Here is an 18384-nt window from a genome sequence, read left to right on the forward strand (position 1 = left end):
AAAAATAAGGGGTTATTGAGTTGAATAATAATTTAAAAATAGTAATTACTGCAACATTTTCATCAATTTTGTTGTTGGCCTCTCTCCTAATCTCTTCAGGAGTATCCGCAGCCGATTTCTTCACAATCGGCTCAAAGAAATTCAACGATCACACATACGTAGGACCATTCAACATATCAAACACTAAATCCAAAAACGCCAAGTCAAAACTAGCTAGCGATTTCACAGAATTACAATCCAACATCGAAGTGAACTATCACTACCAAGATCACCACTTCGAAGTTCCAACTGAAGTTTTCTCATTCGACATTGACGCAACAATCGCATCAGCTCAATCAGGTGAAGATAATCCAATCATCGTCCACGTATCTCGTGAAGGGCTAACAACCGTCCTGCGTCAGGAATTACCTTTCCTGACATTATCGGATGAATCGATTGACGCGATTGCAGCGGGAACGGAAGAAGAGCTTGAAACTGGAATTATGCCACGAAATATTCATGTAACAGATTATTTAAATTCGAATGCAATACCTGTTGAAAAAATAGCATCATCGATCTATTCAATGGATGGCATTTCAACTGCATTCCTAAATGGCCTAAAAGCACTTGACGGCAAATCAGTCGGTGCGTTTGAATCGGTGTCGCTCGCAGAACTGTTAAATTCAACTGAAATAGGTGTTTTATCTGATGAAGAAAGCACAATTCTAGCTTCACTCGTTTACAGCGCAATCTTGCAAACAAATTTTACGATTGACGAACGAAATATTAGTGCGGTTCTATCATCTACTATTCAACCAGGATTTGAAGCGACTTTGGATATCCCTGCTAATCTTGATTTCAGATTTACAAATCCGAACAAATCGTCGTTCACTTTACGCACTGACTCAAGCGGAGGAGAGATCCAATTCTGGATTGAAGGGATTCCTCTATACTATGAATATGAGCCGGACATAAATGAAGTGGAAACTTTTCAACCAAGGACTGTTGTTCAATACAGTGCTTTTGTTTCAAAAGGACAAGTTACCGTTAAAAAAGAAGGCAAGGAAGGCATTAGTGCTGTCGTCAATAGAACTATTAAACATGACGGACAATTGATAGACTCGATCAGAATCGCAAAAGATTTTTACGCACCTTTGTCAAAAGTAGAGTTACATCCATTAGAAAAAGAAGAGAAGTCAGGATCTGCAGATAATTCTAGTGAGACGAATTCCAGTGAACAAACTAACGATAATCAAAATACAGGAACTCTCACTGATCATAATAATCAGGATCAAACCACTGGAGAGAATCAAAACAATAGTGAAAATCAAGGTAACACTGATACTGACAATAATACCGGAAGCGGAAACAACAATGGACCTTCTTCTTCAACTAACAATTCCGCCGATAAGAGCGGAAAGCTTGAATACGACAAGAGTGGACTTCCGATTACAGGTAAGTGATAAAAAGGGCGGGTGCAAATGGCGACTACACGAAAAAGATTAGGGGATTTACTCGTTGAATCGGGTTTAATCACAGAGGCTCAACTTAGCACTGCATTGGAAGAGAAGCCGAGAGATCAGAAGCTTGGTGACTCCCTTCTTCAACGGGGATATATTACGGAGCAGCAGCTTATTGAAGTACTGGAGTTTCAACTTGGGATTCCTCACGTCAATTTGTATAGATATCCGTTTGACCCTAAACTCTTTAATATCGTACCGAAAGAGTTTGCGAAACGGAACTCCATTGTTCCACTGAAAGCAGAAGGGGACAGGCTGTTTGTCGCAATGTCCGATCCGATGGACTATCTGTCTGTTGATGATTTGCGATTGTCGACAGGTTTCCATATTGAAACAGCTATCGCTTCAAAAGATGATATCTTGAAGACGATTTCCAAGTATTATGATGACGATTTCCTTGAAGAATTTTCAGTTGAGCAACCTGAAGATAAACAAGATCAAGCAGATGAACTGACTGATCTCGATTCACCGATCGTCCGTCTTGTTAATCAAGTTTTATCTTCTGCAATCACTCAAAAAGCGAGTGATATCCATATCGATCCGCAAGAACATCAAGTCGTCATTCGCTTCCGTGTAGATGGTTTACTGAAAACCGAACGTTATTTGCCGAAGCATATGCAGGCAATGCTAACTGCGCGTATTAAGATCATGTCTGGGTTAGATATAACCGAAAGCCGTATGCCGCAGGACGGGCGTATTAAAGTGAATATCGATTTCAGACCTATAGACTTACGTGTGTCCAGCTTGCCGACGGTGTTCGGAGAAAAGATCGTCATGCGTATATTGGATTTAAGTAGTTCATTAAACGACTTAGCAAAGCTCGGCTTTAGTGAAGCGAACTTACAGAAATTCCTCTTAGAGATTGAGCGGCCAAACGGAATTGTCTTAATTTCAGGTCCGACGGGTTCAGGTAAATCATCGACACTCTATGCTGCTTTGAATAAATTGAATCAAGAAGCGGTCAATATTATTACTGTTGAAGACCCTGTCGAGTATCAGCTCGAAGGGGTCAATCAGATTCAAGTGAACCCGGCAGTCGGATTAACATTTGCAAATGGTCTTCGTTCAATTTTGCGTCAGGATCCTGACATCGTCATGGTAGGGGAAATTCGTGACAGGGAGACAGTTGAAATTGCAATACGTGCTTCATTGACAGGTCACCTCGTCCTGAGCACGATCCATACGAATGATGCTGTTGCTTCCATTACACGCCTCATTGATATGGGAGTTGAACCGTTTCTCGTGACAGCATCACTTAATGCGGTCATCGCACAGCGATTAATCCGCCGCGTCTGCCGGGACTGTGGAAAGCCGATGCCTGCTTCCAATCGTGAAAAAGAGATTTTCGCAAAGCGTCATATGGAAATCGATACGATCGTACGCGGTCCAGGATGTGCTTCATGCAACATGACAGGTTACAGAGGCAGGGTTGCAATTCATGAAGTACTGATCATCAATGATGAAATGCGGGAAGCAATCAATAATCACAGCACGCCCGCTAAACTCCGCGAAATAGCAACACGTAACGGAACGATTTTCTTAATTGACGATGGACTGGAGAAAGTGAAACGCGGAATTACGACAACTGAAGAAGTGCTCAGAGTTGCACTCATTGAATAGGGGCATGGTTTTATGAATGAACATATTGATTTTATCCTCAGTAAAGCAGTTGAACTGAATGCTTCCGATATCCATCTGACGGTAGGTGTTCCACCGGTATTCCGTATTCATGGAGACTTGAAACGCTTTGGAGAACAAGCATTGGATGATGACTATACAAAGGAAACGGCTAAACTGACGATTCCGACGAAGTTATTTACAGATTTTCTTTCTAAGGGGCAGATTGACTATTCCTATGAATTAAAAGGGATTGCACGTTTCAGGGTAAATGCATTCCAACAGCGGGGGTCAGTTTCGTTGGCATTCAGAACAATCCCGACAAATGTCCCTTCCATAGATGATTTGCAAGTGCCGGAAATATTGAAACAACTATCGCAAACACCACAAGGATTAATTTTAGTGACAGGTCCTACGGGTTCTGGTAAATCTACGACTCTTGCATCGATGATCGGGTATATGAACGATACGATGCGCAAACATATTATTACGTTGGAAGACCCGATTGAGTATGTCCATGCGCATCGTTCATCGATCATCGATCAGCGGGAAGTCGGATTCGATACACAGTCATTTGCGGATGGGCTGCGTGCTTCGTTGCGTCAAGATCCTGACGTCATACTCGTCGGGGAAATGCGTGACCTTGAAACGATTTCGACGGCGATCACTGCGGCTGAAACGGGACATTTAGTGCTCGCTACATTGCATACATGGAGTGCGGCTTCAACAATCGACCGTATTATCGACGTGTTCCCTCATGGGCAACAAGCGCAAATACGTGTTCAATTGGCGGGTGTCCTAACAGCGGTCCTATCACAGCGGTTGTTCAAAACCTCGAACAATCAAGGCCGCCGTGTCGCAACAGAACTGATGATTAACAATCCTGCCATATCCAATCTCATTCGGTCTGAAAAAGTGCACCAAATTCCGAACGTCATCCAGACGAATCGGGCGATGGGTATGCATATGATGGAATCCTCAGTGAAACAATTGCTTGACCAGGGAATGATTTCGTATGAAACTGCCATGCCATACCTCGAAGGTGATGATTGACGATGGCTCGATTTAAATATAGCGGCCGCGATGCGAAATCAGTGCGAACGGGCGTCATAGTTGCTGGAAATAAACGCGAAGCAGCGTTGAAACTGAAAAAACAGGGCATACGAGTGACAGACTTGAACGAACAAGCTGAAACGGTGCTGACAAAAGAGATCCATCTCGGCAAGCCGATAAAACGCGCGCATTTCATCATGTTTTTACGTCAGTTTTCTACGTTGTTGCGTGCAGGCGTGACAATAGTAGAGTCTATTAAAATATTGTCTTTACAAGTAGAGTCGAAACCTTTCCAAAAAATCCTCATCTCGATCGGGGATGACTTGCGCGGAGGCGGTGCGTTGTCTGAAGCATTAATGAAGCATCCGAAAGCATTCGAACCGCTCGTTATCAACATGATCAAAGCGGGGGAAATGTCCGGTACGGTGGATGATTCACTCGATCGGCTCGCAGACCATTATGAGAAGGCGCATTTAACACGACAAAAAGTAATTTCGGCAATGTCATACCCCCTTGTCGTTGGAGTTGTCGCCATTGGAGTAGTCATATTCTTACTATCATTCGTCGTCCCGATGTTCGTCGACTTATTTGCAAGCATAGGCGGAGAATTACCGTTACTGACACAATTCGTCTTAAAAGCAAGTGAATTCATGGTTGCATACTGGTACGTAATAATCTTGGCGATTGCTGCAGTAGTTATCGGCTTCTGGATGATGTACACGAATAAAGAAGGAAAATACATTCTTGATTCATTGCTGTTACGCCTTCCGATTTTCGGTGACATGATGAAGAAATCAGCTTTAGCTACGCTCACAAGGACACTTAGCTCGTTATTCGCAAGCTCAGTTCCGATTTTGCAGGCGCTATCAATGACTGAGAAGATTGTGGAAAACGAAGTCGTTTCCAGAGTCGTCGGTGAATCAAGACGATCACTGGAACGTGGTGGCTCGCTCACAGAACCAATGATGAATCATTGGGCTTTCCCGCCATTAATCCCCCACATGATTGCAATCGGGGAGCAAACAGGATCGCTCGATGCAATGCTCGGGAAAGTGGCGGACTTCTACGAGAAAGAAGTGGAAGCTTCGACAGATCGATTAAAAGCATTGATAGAGCCAATCATGATCATCTTATTAGCTGGCTTGGTAGGTACTATAGTACTTTCTATCCTATTGCCGATGTTTAGCTTATTCTCCGAAATAGACAATTTGTAACGAAAACTGTCGAAAAGCAAAATAATTTAATAGAATTATAGGTTGATAGTTTCATTTTGATTAGTAGTTTGGTATGCTTAACTTGTAAGAATAAGTACGATACAATGAGGAGGAATTTATATGAAAAAGTGGCTACAGAAAAGATTGAAGAATGAAAAGGGTTTGACATTAGTCGAGCTATTAGCGGTAATTGTTATTTTAGGAATTATTGCTGCGATTGCAGTGCCGTCTATTGGGAGTTTAATAGAAAACCAAAGAATTAAAGCAACTAAAGCAGACGCTTTAAATGCAATAGCTGCAGCAGAATTATACTTTGTTGAAAATGATACAAAAGATAATGTTTCACTTACTGATTTGAAAAAAGATGGCTATATGACAGATTTGGGTAAATTGCAAACGGAAAATGGTTTAGTGACAAAAGCAAAAGAAGATAAAAAAACAAGTATTACTGCAACTGCAAAATATGGCGATAAAGCTGAAGAAGCTGTTAGCTTTACAAATGCAACAATAGAATCAATAAATAAAAGCGGCAATTCTAAAACTGTCACTGGCACTCCCACTCCCACTCCTTAATTAGTGAACAAACATTTATTCTTCTAGAAGCTTTTAAAAAGAAGGAGTCAATAATATGCAACTATTCAACCGCCGCAAACAGCCGGCCACTCTTACAATTGAACAAGACGCCGTCCGTTATGTCCGGTTGAAATCATCTGACCCTCTCCAAATTGAACGTGCGGAAGCAATCATACTTCCTCCAAACACAATCGTCGAAGGAAAGATCATTGACTCCGAAAACTTAGTCATGATTTTAGAGGGCGCAGTAAAGGAATGGGGCATCGCCAAACGCGATGTCCAATTTCTTGCGCCTGATACATATGTGTTAATCCGGAAGGTTGCTTACCCGCAAGACGTGCGGCCTGATGAGTTGAAAGGGCATTTCTTCATTGAAATCGGTTCGACCATCTATCTGCCGTTCGATGATCCGGTTTTTGATGTCGTTCCTTGTACATTCAATAATGAAGCAAATGAAGCGATTCTCATTGCATCTAAAGAAAGCATTCTCGATCAATATGAAGATGTGCTGAAAACGGTGAAATTAGATCCGACAGTTGCAGATATTGGGCCATTGGCGCTTTATCGTCTGGCGCATAAGATGTATGAGTTCTCTGGTCAAGAGCATGTTCTGCTTGCCGATTTGAGAGGCGGCGTCATGACGGTTTCCATTTTCCACGAGCATTACCCGTTATTCATGCGTCCGGTCGATTTAGATCAGTCTGCGGATATTTCAATTGTTGCGGATGGCGCACTCGATCCACATTCCGTTTCACCGACGTCGATTGCTTTGGAACTTGAAAAATTGATGAACTTTTATCGCTATAACTTACATAATGGTGCAGCATCGATTACGCATGTCCTCGTCAATGGCGAGTATGAGCTGATGGATGATTTATTGAATATGGTTCGCACACGGTTTTCCATCCATGCAGATCGCTTGCTGAAAGAACCTCTGCGACTTCCGGATGGCGATATTTTGTCTGCACGTTTTAACCGGACGATTGGATTGGCATTGAAAGAGGTGTGACGATGTTAGTAGATATTAACTTACTGCCCGAAAAGGAGAGGGAGCGGTCGACGCTTCTTATCGCTGCACTCGCTATTTTAAGTGTGGCTATTCTTTTTTGGGCAGTTCTTTTTCTGTATTCCAATCACTTGACGAAGAAGACCGTTCATTTGGAAACGCAGGTTGCTTCATTACATGTAAGCCAAGAAGCCCTTCGTGAAGAGCTGCAACCGACGACGACATCTAGTGAGTTGCAACAATTGGAAGCAACTGTAGAATGGGCGCAATCGTATCGTTATGAGACGCTTCCATTATTGCAGGAACTGATCGCTTTATTACCTAATCGCGGGTTCTTTGTTTCGTTTGAATTTGCGGCACCACATTCGGCTCAAGTGACTGTGCAGTTCGATGAGAAAAAAGATGCTGCCCATTATTTGACGCGAATGAAATCTTCGCCTTTCGTAACTGCCGCAACGATTGAGTCTATTGTTGCTGAACAGTTGGATGATGAACAAGGGGAGCAAGTCCTTCCTCGTTTTGAAGCCGTCTATCAAGTGGAGTTCCTCGATGAAAGAAACGCTGTCGTGGAAATTGAAGACAACGTAGATGTTGAAGTTGAAGTTGACGTTCAACAAGAGGAGGATGATGCCGATGAGTAATCTGTCAAAACGACAAAAAGATGTTGCGCTCGTTGTATTATCCGTCATCTTCTTGTTGTCGCTCGCGCTGTATTCGTATTTTAAAATTTATGCACCCGCTAAAGATATGAATGAACGGGCATTGCAATCATTATCGAATGAACGGGATATATTGTTCGCTTTGCAACGTCAGCAGGCGCAACAGGTACCTAATCAGACGACTAATTCTAGAATCTTGCAGCAACAATTGCCTGTCGTCCCACTGGAAGATCTCATTCTTCTTCAAGTGCAGGAAGCTGAAGTGAAGTCTGATACATATGTGCAAGAAGTGAATTTTTCCTTTGAAGAAGCGCTGATCGAAACACCGCCTGAAGATGTGCAAAATGTGCAAGCGATTATTGCTGAAGTTCATTTGCTTGCAACTGATTACGCTAATGTTGACCGTTTCATAGAAGAAATCGAGTCGATGGAACGGATATTCGTGATTAATGAAATTGAATTTACGGCACCTGAAGAAATTCGCACTACTGATGATGAAGGTGACATGCAGGAACTGACTGTAACGTTCCATGCGTTCTACCGCAATGATCTACCGGGACTACTAGATGATGCACCGAAAGTGGACGCACCGCCTTCAGCGAATAAATCAGATCCTACGCCATTCAATCAAAGTAACGGGTCGGGTGAGGAATAATGGAAATCGTCTGGTTAGTCCTATTCTTCCTCTACGGCATCATTTTCGGCTCGTTCTTCAACGTTGTCGGTTTACGAGTGCCTAAAAAGGAATCCATCGTTTCACCACCGTCACATTGCACGAACTGTGACCGCAAACTCGGTTCGAAAGATCTCATTCCGGTCTTTTCATACATCTTCCTCAAGGGAAAATGCCGTACTTGCGGAACGAAAATCAGTCCAGTCTATCCGATTATGGAATTCCTGACTGGAACACTTTTCGCGTTTGCTTATTACCAACTAGGTTTCAGCTTGGAATTACTGATCGCCATTCTCTTCATTTCCATGCTCGTTATCATTACTGTTTCAGATATTGCCTACATGCTAATCCCTGACAAAGTGCTATTGCCGTTTGCAATCACGCTTTTAGTATTGCGTCTCGTCATACCCCTCTCTCCGTGGTGGGATAGCCTGCTTGGGGCAGTCGTCGGGTTCGGTGTGCTGTTTCTAATTGCGGTTGTGTCGAAAGGTGGCATGGGTGGCGGAGACATTAAATTATTCTTTGTCATCGGTCTTGTCCTCGGTACGGCTAATACATTGTTGACGCTGTTTCTTGCGTCGGTCATCGGCTCGATTGCCGGTATTTATATATTGAAGAAAACCGGCAAAGGGAGGAAGACACCTGTACCGTTCGGACCGTCGATCGCACTCGCTGCCATTATCGCGTACTTCTATGGGGCGGACTTTGTCGACTGGTACCAGCATTTGTTCATTTAAGTCGATAAATATTTTAGGACAAGACGACAAAGGTCTTGTCCTTTTTCATGTCCCGTTTGGTACGGTTACTAAAAATGGGGTGGACTACTTTGAATTTCAAGAAAAAGTATTCGAAAGTGACAGTTCTCGCTGCAATGATTCATGGTGTCATTATTGGCATTGCGGCTGTTGCGATTGTTGGATTCATCATTGTTGGGACGAGTAGTAAGAGTAAACAGCAGGCGGCTGACAATGAAGTCGTTACTAAGCCTGTAGAAAAACCAGGTGAAACAACGCCGACTTCTGGCCCTGATGTTGCTATAGGAACGGAACCGCCTTTGAAACTGTTTGCGAAACAACATGGTGTCTTTTCTTCTGCGGAATCCGCTGCACTGTTCATAGCGGAAGATCCTAATCTTTCAAAAGCGTCCGTCATTGAATCGCAAGGGCAGTTTTATGTTTGGAGTGCTGTCGGGCTAGATGGAAGTGAATTTGAAGTGAGTGAGGCAGAAGGGACTTTCCGCAAGCCTTTTAATGCGGATACATCAGCGTGCTCGGCTGTAGGGGCAGGTAAATTGAGAAAAACACTTACTGAAACAGCGCTATCGCAAATTAAAACTTTGACCGTTGAAGGAGCAGGTGATTCGGAAGACGCGAAGGCAGCTGAATTCCGGAAGCATATCATTGCTGTGACGGCGTTTACGTCTGATTTGACGATTGTCCGATTGAAACTTCTATCGCATTATACGAATAAAGACGGATGTGTCAAAATTGGATTTTAAGTGCTGTTTGTCGTCAATCTGAAATTTTTTGCCTAACGAGAAAATTTTCAACTGCTATCTTCTGACGTATGATATTGATAAGAAAAGAAGGAGGTAGTCAATTGAAATTCGCTTCATATATTCCAATTATTTTAGCTTCCGGTTCGCCGAGAAGGAAAGAACTGCTAGAATCACTTGGCATTCAATTTGAAATTAATCCAAGTAATGTGGATGAACACGTTAATTTTACGGATAGTGATTTTCAGGGATATGTTCAACTGTTAGCTGAGCGCAAAGGGGATGCCGTGTCTAAAACTGCGCAGGAATCACTTGTTATCGCAGCGGACACAATAGTTGTCTATAACGGTGAAGTTTATCCGAAACCAGCTACGCCAGAAGAAGCGGTAAATTTCCTGGAGACATTTGCAGGTAATACGCATTCTGTTTATACGGGTGTCTGTTTGCAGTATCGTGGTCGGACGGTCGTCTTTTCCGAAGAAACGAGAGTGACATTCAAGCCGCTGGATAAGCAGTTGATAAAAGCGTATGTCAATTCGGGAGATCCGATGGACAAGGCTGGAGGATACGGCATTCAAACGGCTGGAGCGTTATTAGTGGAGAAAATCGATGGCGATTACTTAAATGTCGTCGGTTTACCACTGTCAAAGCTCGTTGAGGTCATGCGTGACGAAGGGTTCATTGAACTGATCGGTGGTGAACTTGCCGATGACAGTTGAGGTGAAAGGGCAAATGATGATCCGCGATGTGCACGTATCGGACAGACCCCGTGAACGACTCATTTTGCAAGGTGCAGAGAGTTTATCGAATCAGGAACTAATTGCTATACTGTTGCGCACAGGAACGAAGAATGAGTCTGTTCTCATGCTTGCAAACCGTGTCATAAAGTCATTCGATAAAATACAGGATTTGAAAGATGCGACAGTGGAAGAGATTACGTCTGTGAAAGGTATCGGTCGAGCGAAGGCGGTGCAAATACTTGCTGCAGCTGAATTAGGAAAGCGGGTATACCGCAAACACTCCGAAGGGAAATACGTCATCCGCTCACCTGAAGACGCTGCAGCTTATTTAATGACAGATATGACTTCGCTTTTGCAAGAACATTTTGTAGTCATGTTTTTAAATGTGAAAAACGAAGTGTTACATAAGCATACCGTCTTCATCGGCAGCTTGAATTCATCGATTGTACATCCGCGCGAAATCTACCGTGAAGCCGTCAAACGGTCTGCTGCCTCTATAATCGTCGCGCACAATCACCCCTCCGGAAATCCCGCGCCATCTCCTGAAGATATTGAAGTGACGAAGCGTCTCGTTGAAGCTGGTTCGATTATCGGCATCGATTTGCTCGACCATATCATTATCGGGGATCATAAATTCATAAGTCTTAAGGAAAAAGGATATATGAATTAGCAAATACCTCCTATTTTGGTCGATTGCTTTTGCCTTGCCATATAGAATAAAACAGCCGAATCCCTATAGTTAATGGGATTCGGCTACTAGTATAAGAGACGTATAGGGAGAATGGCTATAGCAACAAAATTGTCAGTGTAGCTATTGACACTGTGAATTTGTCCTTCTATCCGTTATAATATGGTTTATGATTTGAAGAAGACCATTTTTGGACGGTCGAATAGAAAGGAAGAACAAATTTGTTTGGATTAGGATCAAGAGATGTCGGGATCGATCTCGGCACAGCAAATACATTAGTGTTTATTAAAGGAAAAGGGATCGTCCTACGGGAACCTTCCGTTGTAGCGAAAAATATAATTACAAATGAAATCGTAGCTGTTGGTTCAGCTGCTAAAAATATGATTGGTCGTACGCCTGGATCCATCGTGGCGACGCGTCCGATGAAAGACGGCGTCATTGCGGACTTTGAAATTACAACTGCAATGATCGAACATTATATGCGTGAAGCGACAAAGGCTGCGGGTAGCTCTTGGAAAAAGCCGAACGTTATGATTTGTGTTCCTTTTGGTATCACTTCTGTCGAACAGCGTGCTGTTACAGATGCTGCTAAACAAGCTGGCGCGAAAGATGCATATACGATTGAAGAGCCATTTGCGGCTGCGATCGGTGCAAACTTACCTGTTTGGGAACCTACTGGTAGTATGGTCGTCGATATAGGTGGAGGAACGACTGAAGTTGCGGTCATTTCTCTTGGAGGTATCGTTACAAGTGAATCGATCCGTATTGGTGGCGATTCAATGGATGGCGCAATCATTAGCTATATCCGTAAAGTGTATAATTTGACGATCGGTGAACGTACTGCAGAAGCGATCAAAATTGAAATTGGATCTGCAAGAGTTATGAACAAAGCAGAAAAGATGGAAATCCGCGGTCGTGACTTGTTGACGGGTCTGCCGAAAACACTTGAAATTTCATCTGACGAAATCGTGGAAGCACTACGCGAATCCATTCTTCAGATTATTGAAGGTGTTAAAAAGACATTGGAAGCAACTCCTCCTGAATTGTCTGCTGACGTTATGGAGCGTGGAATCGTCCTGACAGGCGGTGGTGCATTGCTTGCAAATCTTGATAAAGTAATTTCTGATGAAACAAATATGCCTGTGTTCATCGCTGAAGATCCATTGGATTGTGTAGCGATCGGTACTGGGAAAGCACTTGATAATTTTGAAGTCATTAAAAAGATGCAAGTTCGGTAATCTGAGGGAGGATTTTGGCAATGCCACGTTTTTTTTCGAATAAACGATTGATTTTATTGCTTGTAGGCGTAATCGTGCTTGTGGCATTGATTTCCTTCTCTCTTCGGGACAGGCAAAATGCCACCCTTCCAGAACAGCTTGTAAAAGATGTAGTCGGATTTGGACAGACACTGTTTTCCAAACCGACGCATTTCCTTACAGGCACGTTGTCCAAAATCGATGGAATTTTGAATACATACGAAGAAAACAAGCATTTGAAAGCGAGATTGCAAGAATACGCATCCACCCAATCAGAACTTGTCGATATAAAAGCTGACAACAAAAAGCTCAGAGATATTATCGGCAAGCAAGAAAGTTTGCGTGACTACGAGCCGATTCAAGCAACTGTCATATCCCGGAATCCTGATCAATGGGAAGAAAAAGTGATCATTGATAAAGGAACCGAACACGGCGTACGTATGAATATGGCTGTCATTACTGCGAATGGACTGATTGGAAAAGTGGTGCTCGAAGCGAAGTTCAAATCGACCGTTGAACTTCTGACTACTGAAAATCCGAACTTCAGAGTCGCGGCTGTTATACCTGGGGAGAAACCGGTATTCGGTTTAATTGAAGGGTATGACGCTGAGCGTGACGAATTGATTATGAAACGGATCGATTCGAACTTTGATATTAAGGAAGGCCAAAAAGTCGAATCGTCAGGTCTAGGGGGCATTTTCCCGAAAGGACTTTTAATTGGAGAAGTGACGAAAGTGTCTACGGACGATTTCGGATTAACGAAGCTAGCATATATACGGCCAGCTGCGAATTTCTCAATGCTTGATCATGTAATGGTTGCAAATAGATTATCCAAAACGAATGACGGGACGGATGGCAAAGATTCGTCCAGCGATGAAGGGGAGGATGAATCGTGAGTAGATTCATAATCCCTCTTATTGCCGTCGTCCTATTTTACCTGGAACCTGTTTTCAGCTTATTCTCGCCAGTGACAATCGGGCAAAATGAGTATACGCTCGTACCTCGTCTTGTTATTGTCTTTTTGATTTTCATCACTGTTTATTACAGTCGAAAACAAGCAATCATCTACGGAATCGTCTTTGGCCTCTTGTATGATATGTATCACATTGATATTATTGGAGTATATACATTTTTATATCCGGTAATCTGCTATCTTACCGCATTTATTATCCGTCAGGTCCACCGGCACATTTTGACAGTTATGGCTTTATCGATTGTCATGATTGCATTGGTGGAAATATTCTCCTATCTTTTTGCGAGTCTGATTTCTTTGACGACTATTGGGTTCGACGATTTTCTTTCGAGCCGGTTGCTGCCAACGCTAATTGCCAATTCAATTTTCGTCGGGATGTTCGGTTACCTGTTCAAGCAACTTTTTGATAAGAGCGGCGAGCAATTAGCCGGTATATAAACAAGAAACTGTGAGGGACGCAAATGACGAAACAGCACTATGTTACGATAAAAGGGACAAAAGAAGGTCTTGTCCTCCGACTGGACGACAAATGCGCTTACTCGGACATGATTGCAGAACTCCGCAATAAAGTCAGTGAAAATAGTCTGGAAGGGCTAGCCGAAGTGAGGATTCACACTGGTAATCGCTATTGTAATGAAGAAGAACTAAAAGAAATAATGAATATTGTACATGAATCACCCCATTTACGAGTAGCAAGAATTCAAAGTGAAGTCATTTCCATCGAAGAGAGCAACCGAAAAGTGTTAGAGAACCAATCTGAAACGTTTATCGGTATTGTCCGCTCTGGACAAGTTGTGGAAGCTGAAGGAGATCTTGTCGTAATTGGTGATGTCAATCCGAATGGACGGGTTGTCGCAGCTGGCAGTATTTACGTATTAGGAAGATTGAAAGGGATCGCACATGCGGGTGCTACAGGTAATGAAGAAGCTGTAATTGCTGCTTCGTGGCTTGAAGCTACGCATCTGATGATAGCGGACAAGTTGGAAACGATGACAGATGAACTGACGATACTGTCAGAACAACCTGAAATGGAATGTGCATATATCCATCCGAACGGGTTCATCGCCATCGACCGACTGCAGGAGCTTCGGATTCTCCGGCCTAATCTGTCAACATTTAAAGGAGGGAGCTAGTGTGGGAGAAGCAATTGTCATAACGTCTGGAAAAGGAGGAGTCGGCAAAACGACTACCTCAGCAAATCTTGGTACTGCATTGGCTCTGCAAGGAAAAAAAGTATGTCTTGTGGATACGGATATTGGTCTACGAAATCTCGATGTCATTTTGGGTCTTGAAAACCGAATCATTTACGATTTGGTCGATGTCATTTCAGGACGATGTAAAGTCCATCAGGCATTAGTGAAAGACAAACGTTTTGAAGATCGCTTGTTTCTACTTCCAGCAGCACAGACAACTGATAAAAACGCTGTGCAGCCGGAAGAGATGAAAGAACTCATCACTGAGCTGAAGCGTGACTATGATTATATTCTCATAGATTGTCCTGCCGGAATTGAACAGGGCTTTAAAAACGCGGTAGCAGGTGCGGATCGTGCAATTGTCGTAACGACGCCCGAGATTTCAGCTGTACGGGATGCGGATCGGATTATCGGCTTGCTTGAGCAGGAAGATATTGAACCGCCGAAACTCATTATTAACCGTATTAAAACCCGTCTCGTGAACAGTGGTGATGCACTTGATGTGAATGACATTACAACGCATTTATCCATCGATTTGCTTGGTATCGTACTTGACGATGAAAGTGTTATCTCTTCTTCAAACAAAGGGGAGCCTGTCGTTATGGATCCGTCCAACCCGGCTGCCATCGGTTACCGTAACATCGCTCGGAGAATTCTCGGTGAATCCGTTCCTTTAATGTCCCTTAATGAAGGAAAATCAGGATTCTTCGGTAAGTTGAAAACACTATTTACAAAATAAATGAAAAGTAGTCTCTGACGTCTTCGTCAGGGATTTTTTAATGCGTAAACTTTGGTACGTATTCAAGCGTTTGCCCATAATATTCATAGTACACTCGTCATATACTGTGAAAAAGGTGGTGTGGCGGGGTGAAATGGAAAACAAAATGGATCATTGCCGTCTTAATGGCAATCGGTGTGTTCACGTATGCAAAGATGGAGGAAATGGGAGTCGTATCAAAACCAATCACTCAATACGTGACAACTGGAAAAGATTTTATCGTCATGAAGAAGTGGGTCTCCTCAATTATTGGTGACTCAAACGAAGATACAATTGCTGTATCCGCAAGTTCTGAAGAAGATATACCGTTTGCTTTGTATGAGTCGATGCAGCCTTACAAAGATGGAGTAATAGTCTCTTATATGAACGCAATGCCAATCACTGCTCAAGGGGATGGACTCGTCGTTTTTACAGGATCTACAAGACAATCGGGTAAGACGGTAACTGTGCTCTATGATGATGGAGATGAAGTGACATATGGGTTTGTCGGTTCATTTAAGAAATTGCCCTATTCGACTGTGAAAAAAGGGGACACGCTCGCTTTAATGAATGAAGAGGCGATCTATCTGAAAGTGAAACGAGAAGGAATTGTCCTTGAAGCGTCGGTATTGGCGACGTATTTTTCGGATACTAAACAATGAAGCTTCGTCTCCATCCAGTTTTGGCACCATTTTTCCTGGCACTTATGTTGACAGGAGGGTTGTCATTTTACGCACTTGTTTTCCTCTCCTTACTGCTCCATGAAGCGGGGCATATCCTTGCTGCTTATTTGAGCGGAATGAAAGTGCGTATGTGTACAATCATGCCCTATGGGGGAGAATTGCATATACCTGGCAAGTTTCAATACGCAAAAAAACAAAAGATCTTTGTCGCATTAGGTGGTCCAGCCGCAACTTTCATCGTTCTTCTCTGTTCCATAGTCCTCAATTTTCCCGGCAACGAACAACTCGTGAAGATTCAAATCGTCATTCTGCTAGTGAATTTGTTGCCTATTATACCGCTTGACGGCGGACAAGCACTTTGTGCATTTATCGAAACGGAAAAGAATAAATTTGAGGTGCGTACTTCATATCTCATCTTTTCAATCGTGTTTTTAACGGTTGCTATTATTGTGATGATAGATTGGATACCGAGCACGTTGCTTTTCATAGCATTGGCTTTATTCCTTCTTATACAAAACATTACAACTTTCAAGTTCAGGAAATACGAAAAAGCATTTGAACAGTTGAAAGAAAACAGTTGACGTGAAACGCTGTGCATGGTAATATTTTAATGTTATTGTTTGTAGCACCCGTGCTACAACCGCACTGATTGGGTACAAGCATCCGTATGGATCACCTATGAAGGCGAGTCTGAGTCTATAGAGGAGGTGCAAGTATGTACGCAATCATTGAAACTGGTGGGAAACAAATCAAAGTTGAAGCAGGTCAAGAGGTTTACATCGAGAAAGTTCTTGGTGAAGCTGAAGAAACTGTAACATTTGACAAAGTTCTATTCGTTGGTGGAGAAGACGTGAAAGTCGGCGTTCCATTCGTGGAAGGTGCTTCTGTAACGGGTAAAATCGTTAAGCATGGCCGTGGCAAGAAAATCACTGTTTTCAAATACAAGCCGAAAAAGAACTACCACAAAAAGCAAGGTCATCGTCAGCCATACACAAAAGTTGTCATCGAAGGCATCAACCTGTAAGCCGGCATGATCAAAATCATTATTAATGAACAACCAACAGGCCGTATTAGCTCTTTTGAGATGAAAGGCCATGCCGATTACGCAGAACATGGAAAAGATCTAGTCTGTGCAGGTGCATCAGCAGTCTCTTTTGGAGCTGTTAATGCAATTATTGCACTCACTGATATAACACCTGAAATCCAACAAGGGTCAGATGGAGGTTATTTGAAAGTGGCTTTTCCGGAAACGGAAAAAGACAGTGAAATCCAGTTAATCGTGAAGGCAATGATTGTTTCATTACAGACGATTGAACAAGATTACGGGCAACATATAAAACTTATCTATAACCGATAGGAGGTGGCACTTATGTTACGTTTGGATCTCCAGTTTTTCGCATCGAAAAAAGGGGTAGGTTCTACAAAGAACGGTCGTGACTCTCATTCGAAACGTCTTGGCGCAAAGCGCGCTGATGGACAATTCGTTTCAGGCGGCTCTATCCTTTATCGCCAACGCGGAACAAAAATTCACCCAGGTGAAAACGTTGGCCGCGGCGGTGACGATACTCTTTTCGCAAAAGTTGACGGCGTCGTTCGTTTTGAACGTTTTGGTCGCGACAAGAAAAAAGTTAGCGTATACCCTGAAGCTCAAGAAGCTTAAGCTTAAACGTATTTTTGGAAGGACTGCATTTTACCGTGCAGTCCTTTTTTTATTTTTTGACGAAAGACCAGTACAGAATGTTATACTGTATAGTATGAAACCATTGGCGGTGAAAGTATGGAGTCTGAAAAGCTGACGATTGGCAAAGCATTGAAGTTTGCACGGCACGATTTTTTAAATGAATTGCAATTAATGCTGCTGTATATGGATCTTGGAAAGCCAGCTGATGCGAAAAACAGTTTATTGGAAACGACTGAGCGTATCCGACATCTCTCCAGGCTTGAAAATTTACGGATGCCTGAAACAGAAGTATGGCTCAGTACATTCGAATGGCAACATCCATCTTTTTCTAAAACACTTACTTGTACGACTGTAAGTGGTGAGCGGTTAGCAGACGACAAAGCGGTTTCTTCTTATCTTGAAACACTGATTCAGGAAATTGAGAAAGTGCTGGATCCGATGGAAGACTATACAATTTCTACAGTCGTTGAAGCGACTGAAGAACGATGGTCGATTCAATTGAAAATACAAGGACTGCTTGCTGGAAATCCTGTAATTGACGATGTCGATCACGGATTTGAAGTAAGCACTATTATGCAAGATGAGCAATGGACGTTCACAATAAGTGGACAATAGGAGGCAATA

At 42.8% G+C, this 18384-nt stretch carries 23 protein-coding genes and 1 other annotated feature; all 23 genes read left to right on the forward strand.

The window, feature by feature from the left end:
• The first annotated feature begins 20 nt into the window (after positions 1-20).
• The 23 genes from H9649_RS00405 (at position 21) to H9649_RS00515 (ending at position 18375) form a co-directional block, all read left to right on the forward strand.
• Positions 21-1442, forward strand: coding sequence for a VanW family protein (locus H9649_RS00405; protein ID WP_191692671.1), 1422 nt, complete (start codon positions 21-23; stop codon positions 1440-1442).
• An 18-nt stretch (positions 1443-1460) separates the two neighbouring features.
• A complete protein-coding gene (locus H9649_RS00410) occupies positions 1461-3119 on the forward strand; it encodes a GspE/PulE family protein (protein ID WP_191692672.1) in 1659 nt (552 codons plus the stop codon).
• A 12-nt stretch (positions 3120-3131) separates the two neighbouring features.
• The gene (locus tag H9649_RS00415) at positions 3132-4169 is read left to right on the forward strand and encodes a type IV pilus twitching motility protein PilT (RefSeq protein WP_191692673.1); all 1038 of its coding nucleotides are present in this window, start codon (positions 3132-3134) and stop codon (positions 4167-4169) included.
• Between the two features lie 2 nt (positions 4170-4171).
• Positions 4172-5383: a type II secretion system F family protein gene (locus H9649_RS00420; RefSeq protein WP_191692674.1), complete on the forward strand. Its 1212-nt coding sequence runs from the start codon at positions 4172-4174 to the stop codon at positions 5381-5383.
• Between the two features lie 120 nt (positions 5384-5503).
• On the forward strand, positions 5504-5956 hold the full coding sequence (locus H9649_RS00425; protein WP_191692675.1) for a prepilin-type N-terminal cleavage/methylation domain-containing protein: 453 nt from the start codon (positions 5504-5506) through the stop codon (positions 5954-5956).
• A gap of 55 nt (positions 5957-6011) precedes the next feature.
• Positions 6012-6965 (forward strand): type IV pilus biogenesis protein PilM, encoded by a 954-nt coding sequence (gene pilM / locus H9649_RS00430; RefSeq protein ID WP_191692676.1) that lies wholly within the window; start codon positions 6012-6014, stop codon positions 6963-6965.
• A gap of 2 nt (positions 6966-6967) precedes the next feature.
• Entirely contained in the window at positions 6968-7603 is a 636-nt protein-coding gene (locus H9649_RS00435; protein WP_191692677.1) for a PilN domain-containing protein, read from the forward strand.
• Positions 7596-8276, forward strand: a complete 681-nt coding sequence (locus H9649_RS00440) for a pilus assembly protein PilO (protein WP_191692678.1) — start codon at positions 7596-7598, stop codon at positions 8274-8276. The genes H9649_RS00435 and H9649_RS00440 overlap by 8 nt, the downstream gene beginning before the upstream one ends.
• Positions 8276-9031, forward strand: a complete 756-nt coding sequence (locus H9649_RS00445; RefSeq protein WP_191692679.1) for a prepilin peptidase — start codon at positions 8276-8278, stop codon at positions 9029-9031. Before H9649_RS00440 ends, H9649_RS00445 begins: the two co-directional genes overlap by 1 nt.
• 89 nt (positions 9032-9120) lie before the next feature.
• Positions 9121-9792: a hypothetical protein gene (locus tag H9649_RS00450; RefSeq protein ID WP_191692680.1), complete on the forward strand. Its 672-nt coding sequence runs from the start codon at positions 9121-9123 to the stop codon at positions 9790-9792.
• Between the two features lie 101 nt (positions 9793-9893).
• Positions 9894-10508 carry a Maf family protein gene (locus tag H9649_RS00455; RefSeq protein WP_225229591.1) on the forward strand — a complete coding sequence of 205 codons (615 nt, stop codon included), beginning with the start codon at positions 9894-9896 and terminating at the stop codon, positions 10506-10508.
• Positions 10498-11199, forward strand: coding sequence for a RadC family protein (gene radC / locus H9649_RS00460; RefSeq protein WP_191692682.1), 702 nt, complete (start codon positions 10498-10500; stop codon positions 11197-11199). The genes H9649_RS00455 and radC overlap by 11 nt, the downstream gene beginning before the upstream one ends.
• A gap of 239 nt (positions 11200-11438) precedes the next feature.
• Positions 11439-12455 (forward strand): rod shape-determining protein, encoded by a 1017-nt coding sequence (locus H9649_RS00465; protein WP_191692683.1) that lies wholly within the window; start codon positions 11439-11441, stop codon positions 12453-12455.
• 20 nt (positions 12456-12475) lie between these two features.
• Complete coding sequence (mreC, locus tag H9649_RS00470) at positions 12476-13369, forward strand: rod shape-determining protein MreC (protein WP_191692684.1); 894 nt, start codon at positions 12476-12478, stop codon at positions 13367-13369.
• Positions 13366-13884, forward strand: coding sequence for a rod shape-determining protein MreD (gene mreD, locus H9649_RS00475; protein WP_191692685.1), 519 nt, complete (start codon positions 13366-13368; stop codon positions 13882-13884). Before mreC ends, mreD begins: the two co-directional genes overlap by 4 nt.
• Before the next feature lie 23 nt (positions 13885-13907).
• On the forward strand, positions 13908-14579 hold the full coding sequence (minC, locus tag H9649_RS00480) for a septum site-determining protein MinC (RefSeq protein WP_191692686.1): 672 nt from the start codon (positions 13908-13910) through the stop codon (positions 14577-14579).
• A gap of 1 nt (position 14580) precedes the next feature.
• Positions 14581-15378 carry a septum site-determining protein MinD gene (gene minD / locus H9649_RS00485; RefSeq protein WP_191692687.1) on the forward strand — a complete coding sequence of 266 codons (798 nt, stop codon included), beginning with the start codon at positions 14581-14583 and terminating at the stop codon, positions 15376-15378.
• Positions 15379-15506: 128 nt separating this feature from the next.
• Entirely contained in the window at positions 15507-16058 is a 552-nt protein-coding gene (locus tag H9649_RS18010) for a peptidoglycan DD-metalloendopeptidase family protein (protein ID WP_191692688.1), read from the forward strand.
• Positions 16055-16660, forward strand: a complete 606-nt coding sequence (locus H9649_RS00495; RefSeq protein ID WP_191692689.1) for a metalloprotease — start codon at positions 16055-16057, stop codon at positions 16658-16660. Before H9649_RS18010 ends, H9649_RS00495 begins: the two co-directional genes overlap by 4 nt.
• A gap of 47 nt (positions 16661-16707) precedes the next feature.
• Positions 16708-16781 (forward strand) — a sequence feature (ribosomal protein L21 leader region).
• Between the two features lie 13 nt (positions 16782-16794).
• Positions 16795-17103, forward strand: coding sequence for a 50S ribosomal protein L21 (gene rplU / locus H9649_RS00500; protein ID WP_191692690.1), 309 nt, complete (start codon positions 16795-16797; stop codon positions 17101-17103).
• A gap of 6 nt (positions 17104-17109) precedes the next feature.
• Complete coding sequence (locus tag H9649_RS00505) at positions 17110-17436, forward strand: ribosomal-processing cysteine protease Prp (RefSeq protein ID WP_191692691.1); 327 nt, start codon at positions 17110-17112, stop codon at positions 17434-17436.
• A 12-nt stretch (positions 17437-17448) separates the two neighbouring features.
• On the forward strand, positions 17449-17739 hold the full coding sequence (gene rpmA / locus H9649_RS00510; protein WP_191692692.1) for a 50S ribosomal protein L27: 291 nt from the start codon (positions 17449-17451) through the stop codon (positions 17737-17739).
• A gap of 117 nt (positions 17740-17856) precedes the next feature.
• Positions 17857-18375, forward strand: a complete 519-nt coding sequence (locus H9649_RS00515) for a Spo0B domain-containing protein (protein WP_191692693.1) — start codon at positions 17857-17859, stop codon at positions 18373-18375.
• The last annotated feature ends 9 nt before the right edge of the window (positions 18376-18384 follow it).

The sequence above is a fragment of the Sporosarcina quadrami genome (assembly GCF_014836615.1).
Taxonomy (GTDB): domain Bacteria; phylum Bacillota; class Bacilli; order Bacillales_A; family Planococcaceae; genus Sporosarcina; species Sporosarcina quadrami.

What these genes read in the sequence shown, in the direction of transcription:
- H9649_RS00445 (WP_191692679.1), top strand. Translation starts at nt 8,276, where the DNA reads ATGGAAATCGTCTGGTTAGTCCTATTCTTCCTCTACGGCATCATTTTC.
- H9649_RS00415 (WP_191692673.1), top strand. Translation starts at nt 3,132, where the DNA reads ATGAATGAACATATTGATTTTATCCTCAGTAAAGCAGTTGAACTGAAT.
- minC (WP_191692686.1), top strand. Translation starts at nt 13,908, where the DNA reads ATGACGAAACAGCACTATGTTACGATAAAAGGGACAAAAGAAGGTCTT.
- H9649_RS00515 (WP_191692693.1), top strand. Translation starts at nt 17,857, where the DNA reads ATGGAGTCTGAAAAGCTGACGATTGGCAAAGCATTGAAGTTTGCACGG.
- pilM (WP_191692676.1), top strand. Translation starts at nt 6,012, where the DNA reads ATGCAACTATTCAACCGCCGCAAACAGCCGGCCACTCTTACAATTGAA.
- H9649_RS00495 (WP_191692689.1), top strand. Translation starts at nt 16,055, where the DNA reads ATGAAGCTTCGTCTCCATCCAGTTTTGGCACCATTTTTCCTGGCACTT.
- radC (WP_191692682.1), top strand. Translation starts at nt 10,498, where the DNA reads ATGACAGTTGAGGTGAAAGGGCAAATGATGATCCGCGATGTGCACGTA.
- H9649_RS00440 (WP_191692678.1), top strand. Translation starts at nt 7,596, where the DNA reads ATGAGTAATCTGTCAAAACGACAAAAAGATGTTGCGCTCGTTGTATTA.
- H9649_RS00435 (WP_191692677.1), top strand. Translation starts at nt 6,968, where the DNA reads ATGTTAGTAGATATTAACTTACTGCCCGAAAAGGAGAGGGAGCGGTCG.
- rplU (WP_191692690.1), top strand. Translation starts at nt 16,795, where the DNA reads ATGTACGCAATCATTGAAACTGGTGGGAAACAAATCAAAGTTGAAGCA.
- H9649_RS00420 (WP_191692674.1), top strand. Translation starts at nt 4,172, where the DNA reads ATGGCTCGATTTAAATATAGCGGCCGCGATGCGAAATCAGTGCGAACG.
- mreC (WP_191692684.1), top strand. Translation starts at nt 12,476, where the DNA reads ATGCCACGTTTTTTTTCGAATAAACGATTGATTTTATTGCTTGTAGGC.
- rpmA (WP_191692692.1), top strand. Translation starts at nt 17,449, where the DNA reads ATGTTACGTTTGGATCTCCAGTTTTTCGCATCGAAAAAAGGGGTAGGT.
- H9649_RS00425 (WP_191692675.1), top strand. Translation starts at nt 5,504, where the DNA reads ATGAAAAAGTGGCTACAGAAAAGATTGAAGAATGAAAAGGGTTTGACA.
- H9649_RS00505 (WP_191692691.1), top strand. Translation starts at nt 17,110, where the DNA reads ATGATCAAAATCATTATTAATGAACAACCAACAGGCCGTATTAGCTCT.
- H9649_RS00410 (WP_191692672.1), top strand. Translation starts at nt 1,461, where the DNA reads ATGGCGACTACACGAAAAAGATTAGGGGATTTACTCGTTGAATCGGGT.